The organism is Parasphingorhabdus pacifica (assembly GCF_054779195.1).
On record NZ_BAAGYS010000011.1, the window covers coordinates 256,361 to 279,200 of the forward strand.

At 69.2% G+C, this 22,840-nt stretch carries 24 protein-coding genes and 1 pseudogene; 11 read left to right on the top strand and 14 right to left on the bottom strand.

All coding sequences use genetic code 11. The features are described from left to right. Positions 1-45 precede the first annotated feature (45 nt). Both ACYVAN_RS18160 and ACYVAN_RS18165 read left to right on the top strand, forming a co-directional pair. On the top strand, positions 46-1,269 hold the full coding sequence (locus ACYVAN_RS18160; RefSeq protein ID WP_460961161.1) for a DUF6986 family protein: 1,224 nt from the start codon (positions 46-48) through the stop codon (positions 1,267-1,269). 109 nt (positions 1,270-1,378) lie between these two features. Beyond that, a complete protein-coding gene (locus tag ACYVAN_RS18165) occupies positions 1,379-1,750 on the top strand; it encodes a hypothetical protein (protein ID WP_460961163.1) in 372 nt (123 codons plus the stop codon). Here the strand turns inward: ACYVAN_RS18165 and ACYVAN_RS18170 are convergent. The 9 genes from ACYVAN_RS18170 to ACYVAN_RS18210 all read right to left on the bottom strand — a co-directional run bounded on the left by ACYVAN_RS18170 (position 1,725) and on the right by ACYVAN_RS18210 (position 9,418). Continuing rightward, the gene (locus ACYVAN_RS18170) at positions 1,725-2,174 is read right to left on the bottom strand and encodes a DUF3995 domain-containing protein (protein WP_460961165.1); all 450 of its coding nucleotides are present in this window, start codon (positions 2,172-2,174) and stop codon (positions 1,725-1,727) included. The genes ACYVAN_RS18165 and ACYVAN_RS18170 overlap by 26 nt on opposite strands. A 190-nt stretch (positions 2,175-2,364) precedes the next feature. Next, a complete protein-coding gene (locus tag ACYVAN_RS18175; protein WP_460961167.1) occupies positions 2,365-3,426 on the bottom strand; it encodes a S8 family serine peptidase in 1,062 nt (353 codons plus the stop codon). A gap of 252 nt (positions 3,427-3,678) precedes the next feature. Continuing rightward, complete coding sequence (locus ACYVAN_RS18180; protein WP_460961169.1) at positions 3,679-4,689, bottom strand: glycoside hydrolase family 43 protein; 1,011 nt, start codon at positions 4,687-4,689, stop codon at positions 3,679-3,681. 142 nt (positions 4,690-4,831) lie between these two features. Continuing rightward, entirely contained in the window at positions 4,832-6,244 is a 1,413-nt protein-coding gene (locus ACYVAN_RS18185; RefSeq protein ID WP_460961171.1) for a nucleobase:cation symporter-2 family protein, read from the bottom strand. Between the two features lie 442 nt (positions 6,245-6,686). Then, positions 6,687-7,577, bottom strand: coding sequence for a factor-independent urate hydroxylase (pucL, locus tag ACYVAN_RS18190; RefSeq protein WP_460961173.1), 891 nt, complete (start codon positions 7,575-7,577; stop codon positions 6,687-6,689). Between the two features lie 2 nt (positions 7,578-7,579). Continuing rightward, complete coding sequence (gene uraH / locus ACYVAN_RS18195; protein ID WP_460961175.1) at positions 7,580-7,915, bottom strand: hydroxyisourate hydrolase; 336 nt, start codon at positions 7,913-7,915, stop codon at positions 7,580-7,582. 85 nt (positions 7,916-8,000) lie between these two features. Then, positions 8,001-8,537: a 2-oxo-4-hydroxy-4-carboxy-5-ureidoimidazoline decarboxylase gene (gene uraD / locus ACYVAN_RS18200; RefSeq protein WP_460961177.1), complete on the bottom strand. Its 537-nt coding sequence runs from the start codon at positions 8,535-8,537 to the stop codon at positions 8,001-8,003. Positions 8,538-8,783: 246 nt separating this feature from the next. Continuing rightward, complete coding sequence (locus ACYVAN_RS18205) at positions 8,784-9,149, bottom strand: helix-turn-helix domain-containing protein (protein WP_460961583.1); 366 nt, start codon at positions 9,147-9,149, stop codon at positions 8,784-8,786. 11 nt (positions 9,150-9,160) lie between these two features. Beyond that, positions 9,161-9,418, bottom strand: coding sequence for a thiamine-binding protein (locus ACYVAN_RS18210; RefSeq protein ID WP_460961179.1), 258 nt, complete (start codon positions 9,416-9,418; stop codon positions 9,161-9,163). A gap of 194 nt (positions 9,419-9,612) precedes the next feature. Here ACYVAN_RS18210 and ACYVAN_RS18215 point away from each other — a divergent pair, with 194 nt between their 5' ends. The 6 genes from ACYVAN_RS18215 to tsaD all read left to right on the top strand — a co-directional run bounded on the left by ACYVAN_RS18215 (position 9,613) and on the right by tsaD (position 15,766). Continuing rightward, the gene (locus ACYVAN_RS18215) at positions 9,613-10,410 is read left to right on the top strand and encodes a hydroxypyruvate isomerase family protein (protein WP_460961181.1); all 798 of its coding nucleotides are present in this window, start codon (positions 9,613-9,615) and stop codon (positions 10,408-10,410) included. Between the two features lie 36 nt (positions 10,411-10,446). Then, positions 10,447-11,568, top strand: coding sequence for a glycerate kinase (locus tag ACYVAN_RS18220; RefSeq protein WP_460961183.1), 1,122 nt, complete (start codon positions 10,447-10,449; stop codon positions 11,566-11,568). 200 nt (positions 11,569-11,768) lie between these two features. After that, a complete protein-coding gene (allB, locus tag ACYVAN_RS18225; RefSeq protein ID WP_460961185.1) occupies positions 11,769-13,121 on the top strand; it encodes an allantoinase AllB in 1,353 nt (450 codons plus the stop codon). A 397-nt stretch (positions 13,122-13,518) separates the two neighbouring features. Further along, on the top strand, positions 13,519-14,208 hold the full coding sequence (gene tsaB / locus ACYVAN_RS18230; RefSeq protein ID WP_460961187.1) for a tRNA (adenosine(37)-N6)-threonylcarbamoyltransferase complex dimerization subunit type 1 TsaB: 690 nt from the start codon (positions 13,519-13,521) through the stop codon (positions 14,206-14,208). Continuing rightward, positions 14,205-14,714 carry a ribosomal protein S18-alanine N-acetyltransferase gene (gene rimI, locus ACYVAN_RS18235; protein ID WP_460961189.1) on the top strand — a complete coding sequence of 170 codons (510 nt, stop codon included), beginning with the start codon at positions 14,205-14,207 and terminating at the stop codon, positions 14,712-14,714. Before tsaB ends, rimI begins: the two co-directional genes overlap by 4 nt. After that, complete coding sequence (tsaD, locus tag ACYVAN_RS18240) at positions 14,711-15,766, top strand: tRNA (adenosine(37)-N6)-threonylcarbamoyltransferase complex transferase subunit TsaD (protein ID WP_460961191.1); 1,056 nt, start codon at positions 14,711-14,713, stop codon at positions 15,764-15,766. The genes rimI and tsaD overlap by 4 nt, the downstream gene beginning before the upstream one ends. Positions 15,767-15,929: 163 nt before the next feature. Here the strand turns inward: tsaD and ACYVAN_RS18245 are convergent. Both ACYVAN_RS18245 and ACYVAN_RS18250 read right to left on the bottom strand, forming a co-directional pair. Next, positions 15,930-16,157 (bottom strand): annotated as a pseudogene (locus ACYVAN_RS18245) (mandelate racemase); the annotation flags it as partial. 287 nt (positions 16,158-16,444) lie between these two features. After that, positions 16,445-17,122 (bottom strand): DUF2848 domain-containing protein, encoded by a 678-nt coding sequence (locus tag ACYVAN_RS18250; protein ID WP_460961193.1) that lies wholly within the window; start codon positions 17,120-17,122, stop codon positions 16,445-16,447. 90 nt (positions 17,123-17,212) lie between these two features. On the opposite strand from ACYVAN_RS18250, the gene ACYVAN_RS18255 reads away from it, so the two are divergent. Continuing rightward, positions 17,213-18,511 carry an MFS transporter gene (locus ACYVAN_RS18255; protein WP_460961195.1) on the top strand — a complete coding sequence of 433 codons (1,299 nt, stop codon included), beginning with the start codon at positions 17,213-17,215 and terminating at the stop codon, positions 18,509-18,511. On the opposite strand, the gene ACYVAN_RS18260 is transcribed toward ACYVAN_RS18255, so the two are convergent. After that, on the bottom strand, positions 18,477-19,100 hold the full coding sequence (locus ACYVAN_RS18260; RefSeq protein WP_460961197.1) for a GntR family transcriptional regulator: 624 nt from the start codon (positions 19,098-19,100) through the stop codon (positions 18,477-18,479). The genes ACYVAN_RS18255 and ACYVAN_RS18260 overlap by 35 nt on opposite strands. Positions 19,101-19,171: 71 nt before the next feature. Between ACYVAN_RS18260 and ACYVAN_RS18265 the strand changes: the two genes are divergently transcribed. Next, a complete protein-coding gene (locus ACYVAN_RS18265; RefSeq protein ID WP_460961199.1) occupies positions 19,172-19,963 on the top strand; it encodes a carbon-nitrogen hydrolase family protein in 792 nt (263 codons plus the stop codon). 164 nt (positions 19,964-20,127) lie between these two features. Then, on the top strand, positions 20,128-20,295 hold the full coding sequence (locus ACYVAN_RS18270; RefSeq protein ID WP_460961201.1) for a hypothetical protein: 168 nt from the start codon (positions 20,128-20,130) through the stop codon (positions 20,293-20,295). Positions 20,296-20,475: 180 nt separating this feature from the next. Here ACYVAN_RS18270 and ACYVAN_RS18275 read toward each other — a convergent pair whose 3' ends face one another. Together ACYVAN_RS18275 and ACYVAN_RS18280 are read right to left on the bottom strand one after the other, a co-directional pair. Next, positions 20,476-21,096: a SanA/YdcF family protein gene (locus ACYVAN_RS18275; RefSeq protein ID WP_460961203.1), complete on the bottom strand. Its 621-nt coding sequence runs from the start codon at positions 21,094-21,096 to the stop codon at positions 20,476-20,478. 93 nt (positions 21,097-21,189) lie between these two features. After that, positions 21,190-22,767 (bottom strand): alkaline phosphatase D family protein, encoded by a 1,578-nt coding sequence (locus tag ACYVAN_RS18280; RefSeq protein WP_460961204.1) that lies wholly within the window; start codon positions 22,765-22,767, stop codon positions 21,190-21,192. Positions 22,768-22,840: the final 73 nt, after the last annotated feature.

Here is a 22,840-nt window from a genome sequence, read left to right on the forward strand (position 1 = left end):
ACGGGAGCAGCCCCAGTGCCGAAAACCTCGTTGGATTCTTCGCGAGTGCACGAACACCTCGCCCGGCTGTCCGCTGTGGACGAGCACATGGCGCGGCGCTATCCGGGAGCCAACGCCGACCGACAGCCCGTGCACACCTGCTACGTTCCCGCGATCCAGGTGGACACCGGCACGGTGCGCCGGTGGGGCGATGCGGCGCTGGACGCTCTCGACCGGCACGCGACCCGACCCGAGGACCTCGCCGACGTGCTCGGAATGGGACGGGAATGCGCGGCGGCCGTGCACCCGCGCGTCCGGGCGAAGTTGCTGCAGGACCCCGTCGAAGATCTGCGCATCGATTTCGAGGACGGTTACGGCCGACCGAGCGACGAGACCGAGGACGCCGACGCGGAGCGTGTCGCCGGCGTGGTCGCCGAATGGCTGCGCGACGGTGTGGAACCGGCGAGCTTCGGCCTCCGCGTGAAGTCCTTCGACACTCCCGAGTTGCGTGCCCGGTCGGTGCGGACCCTCGACGTGTTCCTGACCGCCCTGCTGCAGCAGTGGGGCAGCCTCCCCCACGGGTTCGTGCTGACCTTCCCCAAGATCGTCGACCGCGCCCAGGTCGAGGTGTTCGTCGAGCTGCTGGAACTGCTCGAACGCCAGGTGGGGATCGCCGACGGGATGCTGCGCTTCGAGCTCCAGGTCGAAACGACGCAGTCCATCATGGACTCCGAGGGGCGGTTCGCGCTGCCCCGATTCATCGAAGCCGGAGGCGGTCGGGTCACCGGCCTGCACTTCGGCACCTACGACTACACCGCGGGCTGCGGGCTCACCGCGGCCCACCAGCACCTCGCGCACGGGGCCTGCGACTTCGCGCGGAACGCGATGCAGGTTTCGGCCGCGGGAACCGGAGTCCACCTCTCGGACGGGTCGACGAACGTGCTGCCGGTAGGGGGCCGGGTCCACCACGGTTGGCGGACCCACTACGAGCTGGTGCGCCGGTCGCTGGCCCACGGTTTCTACCAGAGCTGGGATCTGCACCCGGCTCAGCTGGTCACCCGTTACGCGGCGGTGTTCGCGGAGTTCCGGGAATCCGCTCCGGGCGAGGCCCGCCGGCTCGCGGCGTACGTCGGCGCCGGTGGGGGCGAGGTGCTCGACGAACCGGCGACCGCGCGCGCCCTGGCCGCCTCGTTCGTGCGGGCCCTGGACAACGGTGCGACCGATGCGGGCGAGGTTCTGGAGATGACCGGCATTTCGGAATCGGACCTCCGCGAACTCGGCCGGCTCTGAACCTTCCGGCCGCGCGGGCCGGTCGAAGCGGCTAACCTCGGTGCCCCGGGAAGTACGGCTGAACCCGGACGGTTCGGGAGTGTTTCGACCAGCGGAGGCGAGCGCGGAAATGACCGATCAGCGGCACGACGAGATCCTCACGGCACTGGCGGGCAGGCTCGGGGAACACCAGGTCTTCGGACAACCCGTCCAGCAGGGCGCGACGACGCTGGTACCGGTGGCCCGGATCCGTGTCGGAGGCGGGCGGCGACGCCGCGCGGAGAACGAGGGCACCGGCGTCGTCTCCCATCCGGTCGGTGCGTGGTCGATCCGGGAGGACGGCACCGTGTGCTGGCATCCGGCCGTCGACATCAACCGCATCGTCCGCGGTGGCCAGTTCGCCCTCGCTGCCGTTCTCGTCGTGGCTGCCGTGGCGTTCCGCCGCCGGGCGACCGTGCGTCGTTCGCCCGGCGTGATCAGTCGCGCCGCTTCCCGTGCCTGACCGCGGTGAGCAGGAACAGGACCCCGCCGAGCAGGAAGTACGGGTCCCAGATCAGCGTGAAGTACCAGTGGAACCGGGTGGGCGGCCCGCCCAGGTCGACCAACCCTGCGATGACCAGGCCGTTCGAGAGCATGCCGACGGCCCCGTAGGTCAGCAGTGCCAAGGCGGCCGTCCACAGCGCCACCCCGAGCAGGCTCCAGGTCACGCGTTCGGAGATGCTCGCCAGCGCCAGCAGCCCCAGCGCGACCTTGGCGGTGGCGGCCAGCACGTTCATCACGACCAACGTGGTGGAGGGCGTCGCGGTTTCGAACGGGTGCAGACCGAGTTGCCCGCCCAACGCCCAGAACACGCTCAGCGCGGCGAACGCGAACGCCCACACCGCCGCTGCGCGCGCGGGCCAGTCGGGAATCGTTCGGGCGTGCATGGTCCGCAGCGTAGGCGGAAACGGGCCGGATCCGCTCGCCGGAGGACCGCGTGGTGCGAAACGGGCCGACAAAGTTCGTGGGCGGTCGCCCCGGTCATGACGACCGGCGCGACCGCCCACGAACTCGGGAACTCAGGTCAGGCCACGGACGTTCGCCCGATGGTTGAGCCGAAATCGTCGCCGGGCGACATCACCGCACTGCGGCAGCGGCGTCCACGATGCCGTGCCCGAACAGCGGCGTGTAGGAACCGCGCTCCTCGGTGCCGGGCTCGCGGGCGGTGTCGATGAGTGTCTGCTCGACCTCCTCGACGTCACGCCCTTGCGCGCCCAGCAGCGCGGCGACTCCGGCGACGTGCGGAGCCGACATCGAGGTGCCCGCCAGCGCGTCGTAGTCGGCGTTGCCGCAGCCCTGGTTGGTGCCGAGTCCGCGCGGAACCGTGGAGATCACGTCCTGCTCGCAGCCCGCGTATCCGTTGCCGCCAGGCGCCGACACCACCTTGGCGTCGAGCGTGATGCCCAGGTTGGAGTACGTGGACCGGGCTTCCTCCGGGTCGGTCGCCGTCACGCACAGGGCGCCGTCCTCCCAAGCGGGAGTGGCGCACAGCGGCGCCGTTTCGTTCCCGGCCGAGGCGATCACGGACACGCCCATCTCGCGAGCGTAGGCGATGGCGTCCTTCGTACCGGTCTCCAGCCCCAGCAGGGTCAGGACCTGTGTGCCCATACCGGCGCCCAGGCTCAGGTTGATGACGTCCGCGCCGTTGTCGGCGGCGTAGCGGATGCCCGCACCGATCTCGTCGAACGTGCCGGAGCCGTCTTCCAGCGCCTTGATCGGCATGATCTTCGCGCCAGGGGCGACCCCGGCCATGCCGATCCCGTTGTTGGTGTCGGCTGCTGCGATTCCCGCTACGTGCGTACCGTGCTTGTCGGTTTCCTGGCCGACGCCGTCGGCGCCTTTCCAGCCGCCGTCGCCGCACGGCGCGGGCTGTTCACCGCAGCCCACGAAGGTGGCTCCGGGGACGAGCTGGGAACGAAGATCGGGGTGATCGAGGTCGACACCCGTGTCGACGACCGCGATCACCTGGCCTCCGCCGGTGCTCGATGACCATGCTTGCTCGGCATGCACCTGGTCGAGTCCCCACTGCTGGCCGTTGAGGGGATCGTTCGTGGTGGTGGTTTCGGCTGACGCCGTGGCAGTGGCCAAAATGGACATACCCGCGACCGCGGACGCGGTGATCAGGGCTCGCAAACGCATGGCGACTCCCGGTGTTGGACGCAACATTCACGAAATAAACGATCACCACCCGGGTTTGTTGTGGTCGAAATCGTCTCGATCCGAGAAGGGGTCCTTCAGGCCAGCCAATTGGTGCGAACGGCCTAGCGGATTATGACGACGAGAATGCGTAAAAATGGGCCTGTTCGTCCATGAAGAGGGAAAACAGGCCCAATTGCGTCGCTGTATCCGCTGAATAACGAGTTGATTGCAGCGGGTGGTAGCGGTTTTTAATCAGTGCCGGATGTCGGGTGCCAATGCCGGTTCGGATCCGTTCCAGGAGAGGTCGGCGGCATAGAGTCCGCGGTCCCCGCCCGGCTCGGCCAGATCGCCGTGGAAGAGGATGTGCTCGCCGTCGGCCGTGACGTCCTGCCCGCCCGGGTCCACAACGGACCCGCCCAGCGCGTCAGCGCTGAGCAACGCGCCCGGCGCCTTGGTGTACGGGCCGGTGATGCGCGACGCGGTCGCGTAGTTGGTGAAGTACGAGCCGCTGTCGAAGGTGTTCCCGGAGAAGAGCAGCACGTACCCGCCCGGACGGCGCACCAGTGTCGGCGCCTCCACGACCCCTGCCTCTTCGGGGCGGTCCGCGTGCAGGATCGACACGTCGTGCCCGGTGGGAGTCAGGCCGTCGGCGGCGACCGGGCGGATCCAGATCGACGACGGTCCGCTGCGGGCCCTGGGCCCGCGTGAATCCTTGTAGAGCAGGTAGCGGGAGCCGTCGCTGTCGACGAAGCTCGCCGGATCGATGATGTCCCCCTGAGCCCGGGCGCAGATCAACGGATCCGGGCCCGTCGGGGTGAACGGGCCCGCGGGGTTCGCCGAGACCGCCGCGCCCACGCACTGCTTGCCGTTGCCCGCGTGGAACGCCGTGTAGTACAGCAGGAAAGTGCCATCGGCCCGCTCGCTGACATCCGGCGCCCAGATGTTGAGGCTGCCGTTGGAGCCGTACCCGATCCAGCCCGGAAGTTCGGGAAGCGCGTCGGGGAGCTGCTGCCAGCTTCCGTCGGGTGTGGACGCTGTGGCGGCCTGCACGTGGTATCCGGCCGTGTTGGTGGCGAACGCGTAGTACTGCCCGCCGGTTTCCAGGACGTCCGGGTCGGGGAAGTTCCTGTCGATGACGAGTTCTGCCACGTTCGAACCGGTTGCGGCGTAGGTGATCGGTGCGGCCAGGACCATGAGCACGGCCGTGAGCATGCTGGTTCGGCGGAAATTTCCCGGCAACGTCTCCTCCTTCGGTTGCCGCACCAGTGCAACCGCCGGACGATCACGACGCCGGTCGAATGCCGCAAAAGTGGGACATCCGAACGAGGAGAACGCACATTCGGCGGACACGGTCGAAACCGTGCCCGCCGAATGTGGTTCAGCGACGGAGAACCGGATCAGCCCGTCAGTTCGCCGGTTCCGTCGTCTGCTGCGGGGAGCGTTGACTCGGTACCTCCGCGCCTTCGGCGTCCTCCCCGGACCCGTCCGCGCGGCGCAGGTTGAACAGCAGGTTCAGCAGCAGTGCCGCGATGCAGCCGGTGCTGATGCCGGAGTCGAGGACGGTTCGCAGCGCCGAGGGGAAGTGCTCGTAGAACGACGGAGCGACCACCGGGACCATGCCGACCGCCAGCGATCCCGCGACCACCAGCGAGTTGAACGGGTCTCCCAGATCGGCCTTGCCCAGCGTGCGGATGCCGCTGGTGGTCACCGACCCGAACAGGACGAGTGCGGCTCCGCCCAGGACCGGTTGCGGAACCAGCGAGACGACCGCGCCGACGATCGGGAACAGTCCCAGCAGGATGAGCACCACACCACCGGTGGCCACCACGAACCGGCTCTTGACCCTGGTGAGCGCGACAAGACCGATGTTCTGCGCGAAGGCGCTGCAGGTGAAGCCGCCGAACACCGCGCTCAGCGCACTGCCCGCGCCGTCCGCCCGGAGTCCGGCGGCGATGGTCTTCTCGTCGGCCGGGCGTTCCACGATCTCGCCGAGCGCGATCATGTCCGCGGTGCTTTCCATCATCGCCACCAGCATCACGATGCACAGCGAGATCGTCGCGGTCAGGCTGAACGCGGGTGTGCCGAGGTCGAACGGGGTCGGCAGGTTGAACACCGGTGCCTGTTCGAAGGTGCTGGTGTCGATCATCCCGAGCGGCCAGGCGATCAGCGTGCCCGCCACCAGACCGAGCAGCAGCGCGATGCGGTTCCAGAAACCGCTCAGGAAGCGGTTGAACAACAGGACCAGCACCAGCGTGACTGCACCGAGCGCGATCTTGGTCGGCGCCGCGTAGTCGGCGGCCTCGGTGTCCTGTCCGGCGATCCAGTTGATTCCCACCGGCATCAGGGACAAGCCGATCAACGTGATGACCGTGCCGTTGACCACGGGTGGGAAGAATCGGACCATTCGGGAGAAGTACGGCGCGGCCAGGAACGCCAGCACACCGGCGATGAGTACCGAGCCGTAGACGACCGACAGCGGATTCTCCTGCCCACTGCTCTGGGCCACGATCGCCAGGATCGGTGCCACCGAACCGAACGTGACACCGTTGACGAACGGCAGTCGCGCTCCGATGCGCCAGATTCCGAGAGACTGCAGGATGGTTGCCAAACCGGCCGTGAGCAGGCTGGCACCGATAAGCAGGGTCATCTTGACCGGAGCGAGTCCGAGGGCTTCGCCGATGATCAGTGGCGGTGCGACCACGCCCGCGTACATCGCAGCGACGTGTTGAATGCCGTAGGCGATCATTTTTCCCGGCGGTGGAACCTGGTCCACCGGGTGTGCGGGAGCGCTTTCGGAACGGATTTTGAACAGGGCCATAGGGAACTCCCGGGGGCCGCTATAAGGGATGTGGACGCGCTTGCGGGACCAGTTGCCTTTCGCGGGAGGGTGTTCTCGCGTCAACGGGAAACACGGTGTGGACCGGGAACACGGTGCGGAACGGAAACGCTGTGCGGAACGGGAAAGCTGTGTGAGCGGAAGTGCGGTGTGAGCGGATATGGGTGTGAGCGGATATGGGTGTGAACGGAAAAGCGGTGTGGAACGGGAAATGCGGCGGAAGGGCAAATCAGGCGAGGGTGGTATCCGGAAACACGGTAGGAAAGGATTCAGAGCACTGCAGGAACCGGAATGAAAGTAGTGTTTCGAACGCGTTTCGTGCTTGTTGTCGGGATCGATTCGCACCGGATCCGCGCACCGGAACGGCGAGGCCGGGGCGGGTCCACCCGGCGGAACGCGCGGCCCCGCCCCGGTCGTGCGGAGATCAGAACTCCGGCAGGCCGTACCAGGCTTGTGGAGCCGGCTCCACGTCGTCGCGAAGGACATTTCCTTCGATCAATCCGTACGGGCGGTCGGCGGCGAAGTAGACCTCGTTCGCGTTGTCCAACCCGAACGGTTCGAGATCGACGAGGAAGTGGTGCTTGTTCGGCAGCGACAGCCGCACCTCGGCCACGTCCGGGTGCTCCGCGAGAACGGCCTTGCCCATCTCGTAGAGGCTCTGCTGCAGCGCATAGCTGTGGGTGGTGGCGAATGCCGCGAGCATCGTCGCCCGGATGGACTCGAAGCTCTTGCCCCAGTCGACGTCGGTGCCGAGGTAGCGCCAGCGTGCGGTCACCGCCGTGGCCAGGATCCGATCCTCGGTTTCGGCGAGGGTGGTGTACTCGTCCTTCGGATAGCCCCAGAACTCCGATCCGGTGGTCTTGAGCACCACCAGGTCCTTCAGGCCGGAAACCACGTGCTCGCCCGACTCGTCGACCGTGACCGCGGTCGTCCGCTTCTCGTCACTGGCCCGGGCGAAGGAATGGTCGTGGCCCGTCCCGCCGACCGGGATGCGTTCCCAGGCGTATTCGTCGACGAGGATTCGCGCGCCGGTCACCGGCCGCTGCGTCCCGACGAAATGGCGGCCGAGGCGCAGCGCGAAGTCCTCGATCTCGCCGACCGGTGCCTGCTTGGCGAACGCGTAGACGGTGTTCTTCTGCGTGTCCGTCGGCAACACGGCGGAGTTGTCGCCGGAATGGTGGGTTTCGTCGAAGTCACCGCGCAGCGAGCTGCTGACGTTGAGGTCCTTGACGGTGTGCCGGTCGGTGTCGCGGTTGACCGCGAACAGCCGCACTTCTGCCTTGCCGTACTGGTTGGGGCCCATGACGATGCCCATGATCAGCTCCCTCGGTAAGTGGAATAGGCGAACGGACTGAGCAGGACCGGCACGTGGTAATGCTGCTCGGGATCGGCGATGCGGAAGGTGATCTGCACCTGCGGGTAGAACGATTCGACGCCGAGGCGTTCGAAGTAATCGCCGGTGGCGAAGGTCAACCGGTAGTCCCCGGCATCGAGGCGTGGAGGGCCGCATTCCTTGACCCGGCCGTCGGAATCCGTTTCGGCTTCCGCGAGCGGTTTCCAGCCGTCCCCGTCGACGGCCTCCAGCCGCACGCCCACGCCTGCGGCCGGGGTGCCTTTCGCCGCGTCCAGGACGTGTGTCGTGACGGCACTCATTCTTCGATCACCGTTTCTCCAATCGGCGCCGACCCGCCCTCCGGGTCGGGAGGATGTCGGTCCTTGGTGCTCTCGTCCTCGCTGCTCAGGTCAAGGAGGAAGTCAGCTTCGCCAATCTGAGCTGCGCGATCTTGCGGAGTTCGACTTCGACGATCCGCAGTTCGGCTTCCGGGTCGTTGTCCATGCGGGAGTTCAGGATCTCCAGCAGTTCGGACCCGCTGCGCCCGTTGGCGCACACCAGGTAGACGTGTCCGAACCGGCGCTCGTAGGTCTCGTTCCCCTCGCGCAACGCCCGCTGCAGCTCGGCATCCCCGGCGTCGACTCCGGACTGCTCGCTGCGGGACCACGCCGCGGTGGAGTCGTCGCTGTCGGCGCGTTCCCCGATCCGGGGGTGGGAGGCCAGTGCGCCGTGGATCTCCTCGGTGGTGAGGTCGGGGGCGGCCTGCTCAGCGGCGGCGTGGAAGGCCGTGACGTCGCTGAACGGCCGCTGGTCGGCCAGTTCGTCGGCCCACCTGGGCACGTCGAGGCAGGCGCGCAAGTGGTTGATCAGTTCCGGGCGGGGCAGGGCGTTGACCCTGTCCGGTCCCGCGGCGTGCTTCCCGGTCTGGTGGGAGGTTGACATGAGGATTCCCCGTGGAGGCATGCCCGGAGATCATCGGCGTCCGGTGGGCCGGGCGGTTGATCCGAGATTTCCGGGTCTGTTCGGTGGAACGGAACGGGCGTGATGGGGGATGAAGCTACGTCCGCATTCCACAGGGTGTCAACACTTTGTTGAAAGCGCAGGTGTGCCGGGTTCCCCTGGATAGGGCTACGCGAAAACCGCCCGAACGAGGGATACCTCGAAATCGGGGTGGGCCGGGTGAACCGGTCAAGAGCTGCCGGGGCGCTCGCGATTCAGGTAGTTGTACACGGTGAACCGGCTGACGCCGAGGGCCTTGGCGACGCCTTCGACGGACTTGCGCAGTGTGAACGCGCCGCGTTCCTCCAGCAGTCGCACCGCGCGCTGCTTGTCGGCACGCGGCAGGCCGGGCAGCGGTGCGCCCAGCTCCGATTCGATCTGGGCGACCAGCCGATCCAGCGCGCTGGTCAACTCCTCGCCCTGCAGGCGGACCGCGACCGCGGGCGCACCGTCCCAGTCGAGCACGATGTCTCCGGGCTCCCGTTCCTCCACGGGAACAGCGGTGGCTCCGATCCGGTCCAGCAATGGCGAGATCGCGGTGGCGAGCGGGTGCACAGCGCTCAAGCCTAGGACTCGCCGTCGGCGTCGTCGTCGACGGTCACCTGCAGAGTGATCCGGCGCGCACCGGCCTCGAAGGCGCTGTCCATGACGGCGGGCAGCGTCGAGAGCACGGTCTCCCGATTCCCCGTCAGAGCCGTGCCCAGCGGGCCGAAGTCCGGTTCGAGTCCGGCCGCGCGGAGGCGCTCGACGGCCGCGACCGCGTGCGCCGGGGGGTCGCCTTCGCCCTCGAACGGTTCCGTGGTGAACTCCGCGTTCAGCTTCATGTGGACCTCCTCTGCGCTGGTGGGCACCGTAGCCCGTGCTGTCCCCCGGTCGCCGGACGCCCTTCGGTGGGCACGTTCGCGCGCCGGGGGCTTCGAGCGGCTGTTCTGGTCACGGGCCTGCTCGGCCACAGACGCTGCCGCTCCCGGAAGCGGCGCCGGGGACGCCCGTTTCGACCTGGAAGGAAAGGACGCGCGTGGAAACTCTCCGCTACGACGTCAACCTGTCCATCCTGTTCACCGAGTTCGACCTGCTCCGCAGGCCCGCGGCGGCCAAGTCCGCGGGGTTCGACGCGGTCGAGTTCTGGTGGCCGTTCCAGGCGGCCGTGCCGTCCGATCGGGAGGTCGACGCGTTCGTCCGCGCCATCGATGACGCGGGGGTGTCGCTGGTGGGGCTGAACTTCTTCGGCGGCGACATGCCGGCGGGTGAGCGCGGCGTGCTCTCGCACCCGGAGCGGTCCGCCGAGTTCGCCGACAACGTCGACGTGGCCGTCGGCATCGGTGAACGCCTCGGATGCCGGGTCTTCAACGCCCTCCACGGCAACCGCCTCGATGGGGCCGAACCAGCCGTGCAGGACGCCACCGCCGCGGCCAACCTCTCCCGAGCGGCTCGGGCGGCGGCCGGTATCGACGCCGACGTGGTGGTCGAACCACTCAGCGGCATTCCCGGCTACCCGCTCCGGACCGCTGCCGACGCGTTGGCGGTCATCGATCGGGTTCGTGCCGAGCACGGGGAGGAGCTGCGGCTGCTGTTCGACGTCTACCACCTGGTGGTCAACGGCGACGACCTCGACGCTGTTCTGGAGCGGCACGGTTCGCGGATCGGGCACGTGCAGTTCGCGGACGCTCCGGGACGCGGCGAACCGGGAACGGGCGAGATCGATTTCGACCTCTGCCGCACCAAGCTGACCGCCGCCGGTTACGGCGGGTGGATCGGGCTGGAATACCACCCCGGCGGAGCGAGCGCGGACGGTTTCGGTTGGCTCGCCCGCTAGGCTGAGCCTTCGATGTGCCCGAAGCCGGGAGGTCTCGTGTCTGGTCATGTCCTGGTCGCGCCGGACAAGTTCAAGGGTTCGCTGACGTCCTCGCAGGTGGCCGAGGCCATCGCCACCGGGTTGCGCCGGGCGCGGCCGGAACTCGACATCCGCCTGGTGCCGGTGGCCGATGGCGGCGACGGTACGGTGCTCGCCGCGCTCGCGAACGGCTACCGGCGGGTTCGAGCCGGGGTGACCGGTCCGGTCGGCGTGCCCGTGGATGCCGAGTTCGCCCTCCACGGTTCCACGGCGGTGATCGAGCTGGCCGCCGCGTCGGGACTGGCGCTGCTCGACCCGGACCGACCGGCGCCGATGGACGCCACCAGTGCGGGAACCGGTGAACTGATCCGGGCCGCGCTCGACGAGGGCGCGCGCACCGTGGTGCTCGGTATCGGTGGTAGCGCCTGCACCGACGGGGGCGCCGGGATGCTGTCCGCGCTGGGAGCGCGGGTCCGGGACGGCGTGGGCAACCCGGTCGGGTGGGGCGGTGGCGCGCTGCGCGACCTGTCCGATGTGGATCTGAGCGGGCTCGATCCTCGCCTGTCCGAAGTGGACCTTATCCTGGCATCCGATGTGGACAATCCGCTGCTCGGTGTGCACGGCGCCGCGCACGTCTACGGGCCGCAGAAAGGGGCGGCTCCGGAACAGGTCGAGTTGCTGGACGCCGCGCTGACTCGCTGGAGTGCGGCGGTGGTGGCCGCCGGTGGCCGGGACGCCACCGCGGAAGCGGGTGCGGGCGCCGCAGGCGGGGTCGGGTTCGCCGCGCTTGCGGCGCTGGGGGCGCGCGGCAGGCCCGGCACGGACGTCGTTCTCGACCTCGTCGGCTTCGACGCCCAGGTTGAAGGTGCGGGCCTGGTCATCACCGGTGAGGGGTCGCTCGACGAGCAGACCCTGCACGGCAAGGCACCCGCCGGGGTGGCGGCCCGTGCCGTCCGCGCCGGTGTGCCGGTCGTCGCGGTGGCGGGGCGCCGGGGACTGTCCTTCGGGCGGCTCGCGGAGGCCGGGTTCGCCGCCGGGTACTCGTTGGCGGACCGCGAGCCGGATCCGGAGCGTTGCATGCGCGAGGCCGCCGATTTGCTCGTCGCGCTCGCGTCGGAGATCGCGCGCGACCGGTTCTGAGCAGTTCTGCGGAGGTGGTTCCGCCTGCACGGCGCCGCTCGTTGCGGAATTCCGGAACCCGGTGGTGGGCGGTGACGCCCACGGGAGCGTTCTCGGGAGGGGCTGCCTGCGGTCGCGAGCGCGATCCGGCGGAAATGGGGCTTGACCGAACACCGAATCAGGTTCAACATTTTGTTGAAACTTGGGAATGGGGTGTCGAAGTGTCCGAGGCGTTCGATGTGGTGTTCCGTGCCCGGCGACTCGTCGGGTCGAGCGGGGAGTCTTCCGGCAGCGTCGGTGTCCGGGACGGACGTATCGCCGCCGTCGAGTCCTACGATGCGGACCTCGACGCACGGCACACGGTGGAGCTGGCCGGCGACGAGGTGCTGCTGCCGGGGTTGGTCGACACCCACGTTCACGTCAACGACCCCGGGCGCTCCGAGTGGGAAGGTTTCGACACCGCCACCAGGGCAGCCGCGCGCGGTGGCATCACGACCCTCGTCGACATGCCGCTGAACAGCCTCCCGCCGACCATCGACACCGATGCGCTGGAGGTCAAGCGGGAGTCCGCGCGGGAACGCGTGCACATCGACGTCGGTTTCTGGGGCGGTGCCGTGCACGGCAACCTCCACGAACTGCGCGGGCTCCACGAGGCCGGGGTGTTCGGCTTCAAGTGCTTCCTGCTGCATTCCGGCGTGGACGAGTTCCCACCGCTGGATTCGACGGAACTCGATGCCGCACTGCGGGCGCTCGCCGAGCACGACGCCATGATGATCGTGCACGCCGAAGATTCGGACGCCATCGAGTGCGCGCCCACCGCGAACGGCGAGAACTACCGGGACTTCCTCGAATCCCGGCCGCGCGGCGCCGAGAACCTGGCCATCGCACAGGTCATCGAGCTCGCCCGCCGCACCGGTGCGCGCGTGCACATCCTGCACCTGTCGTCCTCCGACGCGCTCCCGATGATCGCTTCCGCGCGGGCGGACGGGGTGCGGATCACCGTCGAAACCTGCCCGCACTACCTGAGCTTCACCGCCGAGGAGATTCCGGCGGGCGCCACCGCGTTCAAGTGCTGCCCGCCGATCCGGGAGGCGCGCAACCGCGAGTTGTTGTGGAAGGGCCTCGCGGACGGCTACATCGACTGCGTGGTCAGCGACCACTCGCCCTGCACGCCGGACCTGAAGCGCCTCGACACCGGCGACTTCGGCGTGGCGTGGGGCGGGGTGTCCAGCCTCCAGATCGGTCTGTCGGCCGTGTGGAGCCAGGCCCGCGTTCGCGGGTACGAGCTCGCCGACGTCGTGCGCTGGATGTCGCGGCGTCCGGCCGAGTTGGCCGGCCTGCGGCGGAAAGGCGCGATCGACGTCGGTTGCGACGCCGATCTGTGCGTGTTCGCTCCCGACGACGCCTTCGTCGTCGACGCCGCCGGTTTGCAGCATCGCAATCCGATCTCGGCTTATCACGGGCGCGCGCTCGCCGGGTCCGTGCGGCAGACCTGGCTGCGTGGTCAGCAGATCGTCGGGCAGGGGGCGGACGTCCCGCCGCAGGGCAACCTGCTGACCCGCGGCGAGTGCTGAAGTTCCGCGTTCACCGAACGGGTCCGAAAGCGGCGCCGGCCGTTTTCGGACGCACAACTCCGGAGGTTTCGCTGGTGTCCACCACGTTCGAAACGCTCCCGGAAGCACCGCCGTCCGGACGGACATAGGCCCGGACGGTGGGGTGGCGTGGCGGCGGCCGTGATGCGCGGCCGCTGAGTCGGAACATGCGAACCATCGTCCTTCGCTGGTTCGAGCCCCGTCCGACTCCCACGTCGCAGCCGTCCTGACCGGCGGGAGCCGGGCCCGCCGGTCAGGACAGGTCCGGACACCGATCGCCCGGGTTCCCGGACATACTTCCGGCATGCGGGCCGCACTCCGGAAGAACCCGGGAGAACCCGTTGACCAGGGGCGATCGTGCTTGCCGTATCCTGGGGCCGTGCTCGTCATCGCGTTGGACACCTCCACTCCAGCGGTCACCGCCGGTCTGGTCGCCTGGGGCGACGGCGGGCCGTGCTCGCTCGCGGAGAGGATGACGATCAATCCTCGCGCGCACGGTGAACTGCTCACGCCGCACCTGATGGAAGTCCTGGTCGAGGCCGGACACCGCCTCGCCGAGGTGGACGCGATCGTGGTCGGCGCCGGACCCGGCCCGTTCACCGGACTCCGCGTCGGCATGGTGACCGCTGCCGCGCTGGGCCACGCCCACGACGTGCCGGTGCATCCGGTGTGCGGGCTCGACGCGCTCGCCGTCCAGACGCCGGGGGAGTCTCCGCTGCTGGTGGCCACGGATGCTCGCCGCAAAGAGGTGTACTGGGCGGCCTACGGCGCCGACCGGGCACGGCTCACCGGCCCGCACGTGCAGCGCCCCGCCGACGTGCCCGACGCGATCGACGGCCTGGGGATCACCACCGCCGCCGGGGAGATGGCCGAGCGCTGCTCCGAGGTCCTCGGGTTGCCGCCGGTGGCGACCAGCTATCCGACTCCGGTCGGCCTGGCCCGTGCCGCGGAGGCGGTCCTGTTCTCCGCCGCAGCACCGGAGCCGTTGGTACCGCTGTACCTGCGCAGGCCGGACGCGGAATCGCCTGGTCCCCGCAAGCAGGTCAGCGCCGCGCGGAGCACGTCGTGACGGGGCACGTCGTGACGGGGCAGTCGGGCGCGTTCCGGGTGGCCAAGCTGCTGAAGCGCGACCTGGGACGCTGCGCGGAACTGGAGCGGATCCTGTTCCCCGGCGACGATCCGTGGTCGCGCGCGGCGTTCGTCGCGGAACTCGACCAGGGGCACTACTACGTCGGCGCCTACGACGAGGCGGAGGACCTGCTGGGGTACGCCGGACTCGCGGTCGTCGGTTTCCCGCCGGAGGCCGAAGCAGAGGTGCACACCATCGGCGTGGATCCCGTTTGGCAGCGCAGCGGACTCGGAAGGGCGCTGCTGCGGGCGCTGCTGGCCCACGCCGACAAGATCGGCGCGCCGACGTTGCTGGAAGTGCGCACCGACAACGAAGCGGCGATCGCGCTCTACCGGGAGTACGGGTTCGAATCCGTCGGGCTGCGGAAGCGCTACTACCAGCCGTCGGGAGCGGACGCCTACACGATGCGCCGACCAGCACAGTCCAATGTGGAGGATGCGGGATGAGCGCAGACACCATCGTGCTCGGGATCGAGAGCTCGTGCGACGAGACGGGGGTCGGTCTGGTCCGGCTCGCCGCCGACGGGACCGTGGAGCTGCTGGCCGATTCGGTCGCCTCCAGCGTCGAGCAGCACGCGCGGTTCGGCGGCGTGGTTCCCGAGATCGCCAGCCGCGCGCACCTGGAAGCCATGGAGCCCACCATGCGTCGCGCTCTGGCCGAATCAGGGCTTTCGCTGTCCGATGTGGACGCTGTCGCGGTGACCGCGGGGCCGGGACTGGCGGGGGCCCTGATGGTCGGCGTCGCAGCCGCCAAGGCGTACGCCGCCGCGCTCGACGTGCCGCTCTACGGGGTCAACCATCTCGCCGGCCACGTCGCCGTCGACACCTTGGAGCATGGTCCGTTGCCCGAACGCTGCCTCGCGATGCTGGTCTCCGGCGGGCACACCCAGCTGCTACTGGTCGAGGGCATCGCGGAGGCCATCACCCCGGTCGGTTCCACGATCGACGACGCGGCCGGTGAGGCCTACGACAAGGTTGCTCGCATCCTGGACCTGCCCTATCCGGGCGGTCCGCCGATCGACCGGATGGCCGGACAGGGCGATCCGAAGGCGATCTCCTTCCCACGCGGGCTCACCGGCCCGCGCGACGCCAAGTACGACTTCTCGTTCTCCGGACTGAAGACCGCCGTCGCTCGCTGGGTCGAGCAGGAACAACACGCCGAACGCGACGTTCCGGTCGCGGACGTGTCGGCTTCGTTCCAGGAGGCGGTGGCCGACGTGCTGACCGCGAAGGCGGTCCGGGCCGCTCGCGATTTCGAGGTCGACACCCTGGTGATTTCCGGTGGAGTGGCGGCGAACTCGCGACTGTCGGCGCTCGCGGCCGAACGCTGCGCCGAGGCGGGGATCACGCTGCGGGTTCCGCGCCCGAGGCTGTGCACCGACAACGGCGCCATGATCGCGGCGCTCGGCGCGCACGTGATCCATGCCGGAGCCAAACCCTCGTCCCTGGAATTGCCCGCCGACTCCGGACTTCCAGTAGAGACCGTCGTCGTGAACTGAGGCGGGCGATGTCGTCGGCGGGCGCATTGCCCACCTTGAGCTGGAATCGAGTGATCCCGGCTGCCATTCGCGCGGACACGAACTCGGCCATCGACACGGGCGAGCCCAGCGGGACAGCCTCGTAGAGCGGGAAATCTTCGTGAAGGCGTCCGCCGACCAGGTCGACGACCGGGCGGCCTGCGGATTTGCCCAGCAAGTCCCAGCATGCAATGTCGACCGCGCTTTTCGCGAACTGGTGCCCCGGCAGGGCGTCGTCCATCAGGTAGTTGATCTTGCCCAGGTTGGTCGGGTCGGCGCCGAGCAACGCCGGGGCCAGGTGCGTCAACGCGGCACGAACGCCACCCGCGTAGGTCGGCAGGTAGGTGGCTCCGAGTGGGGTCACCTCGCCCATCCTTCGAGCCCGTCATCGGTGTGGATGGGCATGCCGCCAGGGCGAAGAGCCCTGAACATGGCGGGTGGGGCCGAAAGGCCGGGCGCAGCCGGGCTCGCCTCGGGCAGGGTGACCGGTGCTGGGGACGTTGCCATGCGCCGCCGGGACCCGCGCGGGTCCCGGCGGCAGCGGTACTCGGTGAAAGGCAGCGCGATGCCAACGGTGCGATCTGGAAGGGCAGTTGCAACGACCCCCTGAACCCACGACGCGGTCAGCCATAGGCAAAACTGCCCACTTGCCCGGGCGGGTCAGGCGAGCGGCTCCGGGAGCGGCCGGATGCGGTAGTCGCAGGTGATCGTGCCGCCGGTGGCCGGGTCGGCCAGGTCGACGCGCCAAGCGTCGGCGAACTGGTCCACGTCGGCGGCCATCGGGATGGTGCCCGAAAGCAGGATCGTGCCCGGGTGCAACAGGTTTCGGGTGCGCAGCTCGTCGAGCCAGTAGTGCGGGGAGAGGAGCTCGGCGAGGGTGCCCTGCTGGATCCGGTCGCCGCCCGCCCATGCGGTCAGGGTGAGGTCGTCGACGCGGTCGGCGACGTCGACCAAGCGCCAGGCCTCGCGCCCGAGGACGTCCGGACCCGCCTGCTTGCTCCACGCGACGCCGTGCACCTCGAGCTCCCGGTCGGTGTGGTCGCAGGCGGCGGTCAGCAGCACGTCGCGCTCGTCCGGCCCCGCCACGACCAGCGCCCACTCGGCCTCCCCGGAGGTCCGGCCGTGCTGCACCGGAACCTCTCCGGTCTGCATCGCCAGGTACGGCGCGACCGGGTAGAGGCAGGGCGTTCGGCTGGGCGCGGGCACCCCGAGCTCGGCCAGTTCGGCCACGTGCGCGGCCACGTCCTGCTGGCTGCGCCCGGCGTAGCCGCCGTTGAGCAGAGTCGACACCGAAACCTCGACGACCTCGCCGCCGACATCGAAACGCAGTGGAAACACGACAACCTCCCCATTCCCATGAGCATACGTCTTGTATACAGTTCGTATCACAAATTTGAGCCCGGCGAACACCAACGAGACGAGGAGCTCATGACCGTTGCGCCTGCAGCCGCCCGGCCGGCGCGCAAGGACCTGATCAAGGCCTTTGTCGCGAGCCTGAGCGGAACTTCCCTGGAGTGGTACGACTTCGCCGCCTACTCGGTGGCTTCCGCGCTGGTCTTCGGCCAGCTGTTCTTCCCCAGCCACGATCCGCTGTCCGGCACGCTGCTGGCCTTCTCCACCTACGCGGTGGGTTACGTTTCCCGCCCGCTGGGCGGATTCGTGTTCGGCCGCCTCGGCGACACGCTCGGCCGCAAACGAGTGCTGGTGATCACCCTGCTGATCACCGGCATTTCCACCGTGTTCATCGGACTCCTGCCGACCTACGGCCAGGTGGGCGCGCTGGGCGCGGTGCTGTTGGTGGTGCTGCGGTTCGCCCAGGGCGTGGGCATCGGCGGCGAGTGGGGCGGCGCGGTGCTGCTGTCCAGCGAGTTCGGCAGCGAGAAGCACCGCGGCTTCTGGGCCTCGGCCGCGCAGATCGGCCCGCCCGCGGGCAACCTGCTGGCCAACGGTGTGCTCGCCGCGCTGGCCGCGACGCTGACCTCCGAGCAGTTCATGTCCTGGGGTTGGCGGGTGGCGTTCCTGCTTTCGGCGGTGCTGGTGGCCTTCGGGCTGTGGATCCGGGTGAAGCTCGAGGAGACCCCGGTGTTCCAGGAGCTGCAGAACAAGGGCGAGCAGGCGGGCGCACCGGTGACCGAGGTGTTCACCCGCGAACCGCGCGCGCTGATCTCGGGAATCCTGTGCCGGGTCGGCCCCGATGTGACCTACGCGCTGTTCACCGTGTTCGTGCTCACCTACGTCACGCAAACGCTGGGCATGCCCAAGAGCTGGGCGGTCACCGGCGTGATGACCGGCTCCGCGCTGCAGCTGTTCCTGATGCCGCTGGCCGGTGCGCTCTCCGACCGCCTGGGCAGGCGCCGGGTTTACGCGATCGGGGCGGTGGGCGCGCTGGTGTGGCCGTTCGCGTTCTTCCCGATGATCAGCGGCGGCTCCGCTGGGACGCTGATCGCGGGCGTGATCGTCGGTCTGGTGCTGCACGCACTGATGTACGGCCCGCAGGCGGCGTTCGTAGCCGAGCAGTTCAGCCCGGCGCTGCGCTCAACCGGCGCCTCGCTCGCCTACACGCTGGCCGGAGTGATCGGCGGCGCGCTGGCCCCACTGCTGTTCACCGCGCTGTACGCGTACTTCGGCACCTGGGTGGCCCCGGCCTGCTACCTGGCGGCGACCTGCGTGGTGACGATGATCGGGCTGGCGCTCAGCCCGACTGCAGCACGTGCTGCGTCGCGCTGAGGTGCTCGGTGATCGCCCTGGTCGCGGCCTCGGCATCGCCCGCCGCCAGGGTTTCGAGGATCTCCTCGTGCTCGGCCAGCACCGCCTTGCGCCTGCCATCGGAACGAAACAGCGCCTCGATCCCGGCCCGGACCTGGCGAGCGCGCAGGCCGTCGTAGGTCTTGCCCAGCATCGCGTTTCCGACCGATTCGACCAGGGCGGAGTGGAACCGGTGGTCGTGCTCGATGAACGCGCGCGCCTGATCGGCGCCGACCTCGCCCTGCTCGGCGAGTTCGGCCTTCATCCGCTCGAGCGGGACCGCGTCGAGTTCCAAGGCACGCCGCGCGGCGTAGCATTCGATCATGCCGCGGATCTCGAACAGCTCGCGGATCTCGCGACCGGTCACGGGTGCGATGTAGGCGCCGCGCTTGGGCATCAGCTGCACGAGCTCCTCGGCGGCCAGCAGCAGGAGGGCCTCGCGGATCGGGGTGCGCGAAACGCCGATCTCGTCGGCGACGGCCTGTTCGTTGACGAACTGGCCCTGCATGGAGGGGTCGCTCAGGACGGTGTCCTTGAGATGGGCGTACGCGAGTTCACGTCCGGACGGCACGATTGAACCCCTTACTTGCATATCGTTGGTATACAAACATCATAACGGGCGAGCGAAGGATGGTTGTGTGTATGCGCATCGCGTTGTGTCAGATCGTGTCGAGCGCCGATCCGAAGGCGAACCTGCAACTGGTGGCAGACGGGGTCCGGCAGGCCGCCGAAGGCGGGGCGGAGCTGGCCGTCTTCCCGGAAGCGACGATGGCCTGCTTCGGGGTGAAGCTCGGGCCGCTGGCCGAGCCGCTGGACGGTCCGTGGGCGAGCGCGGTCCGTCAGCTGGCCGACGAGGCCGGGATCGCCGTGGTGGCGGGAATGTTCACGCCTGCGCCGGACGGGCGGGTGACCAACACGCTGTTGATCACCGGGCGCGGACTGGACGCCTCCTATGACAAGATCCACCTGTTCGACGCCTTCGGGTTCGCCGAATCCCGCACCGTGGCACCGGGTTCCGAGCCGTTGGTGGTCGAGCTGGACGGAACTAAGATCGGCTTTACGACCTGCTATGACGTGCGGTTCGCCGGGCTGTACCAGAAGCTCGCCGACCAGGGCGCTTCGGTGATCGTGACTCCGGCTTCCTGGGGTTCCGGCGAGGGCAAGCGCGAGCAGTGGGAGCTGCTGGTGCGCGCCCGAGCGCTGGATTCAACCTCGTGGGTGGTGGCCTGCGGGCAGGCCGATCCGCGCACGGTCGGCGTGGAACCGTCCGGCACGGCCCCGACCGGGATCGGCTACAGCCTGGTGGCCACTCCCCTGGGCAGCGTGCACGAGCAGCTGGACGCATCGCCGGAGGTACGCATCGTCGAGATCGACCCGAGCGCGGTCGAGCAGGCGCGGCAGGCGGTTCCGGTGCTGACCAACCGGCGCTACTGAGCCAACCGTCGCAGCGTGATCGCGACGCGAGCAGGACCAGTGTGGTCAGGATGCTGCCCTCGACGCCGAATCCGCCGCCGGTGAGCAGGCTCGCCGCACCGGGGGGCGGATTCGGTGGTCAGCAGCGTGGAATCCCGGGTCATGCCGGATTAAGGCAACTGGTCATGTCGACAGAACCTGGAGCCAACCAGGCAGACCCCTGTGACGAGACCGAGATTTCCTACGACGAGCAGCTCTACGCCGCGGCCGAGGAAGCGGCCGACAACGCACCGGAACCGAATCCGGAGCTGACCGCGAAACTCAGGGCGGTCTTCTGCCCCTCCAGGCTCTGAGGCGATCACCACCATCGACGTCGACCCGGTACTGACCTCCCGCGCCGCGTCGCGCTCAAAGCGGCCGGATACGCACCCACGCTCTTGACCGGTGACGGAGCTGACGGGGCCCGGGACTACGCCCCGTTCGACCGGCCCATCGCCACCTGCGGCATGGACCGCATCCAGCGGCAGCTTCACTCAGTGCTGTGGGGGTGATTCGTGGGTGGGGCGGGCTCGCGGTAGCCAGAAGGCCTTGATGGTGGCGAGGTACTCGCGCCGGGCGCCGCGCGCGGAGACGCGGCGAAGGCCCTCGGCGGCCGCGTCGTGGCCGACGCCGGACGCGTCGATACCGAACCGTCGGCACAGCGCCACCGACCGCCGGAGGTGGAAGCGCGTGGTGACCACGGTCAGTTCCCGCAGGCCGAACCGGCGGGCCGCGCTCTCACAGGACCGCCAAGTGTCCACGCCGGACTCGTCGAGCACGACGTCCGCCGCCGGGACGCCCCTCGAAAGCAGGAATTCCCGCATGACGACGGGTTCGCTGTGCCCGCGCGATTCCGGGCTGCCGCTGACGAGGAGGCGCCGGACCTTGCCCGCGGCGTACAACTCGTGCGCGATGACCAGCCGTCCCCGCAGGATGCGGCTCGGCGTGCCGTCGGTACGCACACCCGCTCCGAGCACCAGCCCGAACTCCGCGCGCGGGACTTCCGGCACGGTGCGGATGCGGCGCGCGCTGCGTGCCCACACCCACCCGACCGGAAGCACCAGGAACACCGCCCCGCAGAAGACCAAACCCGCGAGCCACCATCGTCCGTGCACGAGGACAGTGTGCCGCACGAGGTGGCCGATCCGAAGCGGCGGATCCGGGGCGGACCGGACCGCTCGCGATCACGACCGGTCCGCCCCGGTTGTTCAGGCCGGGTTCAGCTTCGGCGTGCCGTCCTCGACGACGAAGCTGGCTTCGGTCCACGCTTCGGCGCCCCGTTCGGTGACGTACGGCAGGACCCGGTAGTCGGCTCGAACCTGCGCTGCGCTGAACCGGGTTCGCACGTACCCGCGCCGGTTCTTGTAGAACTTCAGGTTCGGGTTCTCCTCGATCGCCCCGGAGGAGCCGTCGTCACCGTCGCCGCCACTGGTGATCGAGCTGGTGACGAGTTCGGTGGCGACGATGTCGGAGTCGGTCTTCTCGTGCTCGGCGTGCACTTCGCCCGCCCAGTGCCGGTGCACGTCACCGGTGAGCACCACCCCGTTGCGCACTCGGCTGTCGGCGATGCCGCCGGCGATCCGGTCGCGGTTGGCGACATAGCCGCTCCACGCGTCCATGCTGAAGTTCTCACCCTCCCCGACGGTTCCGTCGCGTCGGGAGAAGAAGACCTGCTGTCCCAGCACGTCCCAGCGCGCGGCGGAGTTGGCGAATCCGTCGAGCAGCCACTCCTCCTGCGCCTTGCCGGTCATGGTTCGGTCCTCGCCGAGCCGCTCGTCGCAATCGGACTTCCAGCCGTCGCCGCAGGCCTGGTCGCTGCGGTACTGGCGGGTGTCGAGCATGTGGAAGGTAGCCAGGCCGCCCCAGTGGAGCCGCCGGTACAGCCGCATGTCGATGCCTTCGGGCTTGGCGGTGCTGCGCAGCGGCATGTTCTCGTAGTACGCCCGGAAGGCCGCCTTGCGGCGATCGAGAAACCCGCTGTCCGGATCCTCCGGCACTTCGTCGGCCCAGTTGTTCTCGAGCTCGTGGTCGTCCCACACGACCAGCCAGGGCGCGACGGAGTGCGCCAGCTGCAGGTCCGGGTCCGTCTTGTACTGGCCGTGGCGTTGGCGGTAGTTGGCCAGGGTGCGGGTTTCCGGACCCCGGACCTCCCGGACGTCGTCGGAGCCCGCCGCGTACTCGTACTGGTAGTCGCCGAGGTGCAGGATCAGTCCGGGTTCGTCCTCGGCCATCCTGCGATAGGCGGTGAAGTATCCCTGCCCGTAGTGGGCGCAGGACGCGAAGCACATGGTCAGCTCGCTCATCGAGCCGGGCGCGGGGGCGGTGCGGGTGCGGCCGACTGGGGAGACGTCGCCTTCGGTCCGGAACCGGTAGAAGTACTCGGCGCCCGCTTGGAGGCCGTCCAGTTCGACGTGGACGCTGTGGCCGAATTCGGGGGCGGCCTGTGCGGTCCCGCTGCGGACGATGTCGCTGAACCGCTCGTCCTTGGCGATCTCCCACTGGACCGGCACGACCCGCTCGGGCATGCCGCCCTTGCCGTCCTCCGCGGTCGGGTTCGGTGCCAGGCGGGTCCAGAGCACGAAGCCGTCGGAGAGCGGGTCTCCGGAGGCCACGCCGAGGGTGAACGGGTCGGCGATGCGGCCTCCGGCGCCTGCTCCGGGCAGTGCGAGGGCGTTGGCCAGTGCGGAGCCGCCGAACGCGGTCGTGCCGAGCGCGGCCGCACCGCCCAGCAGGACCGCGCGGCGGTTCACTCGGTTCGTCGGTCGAGGCGTGGTGGAGTCGGACATGGTATTGCCCTCCGTGCATGTGTCGAGCCGTCTCGACCTGTCGAGTCGGCTCGGTGCTGCGTCACTCGAACGA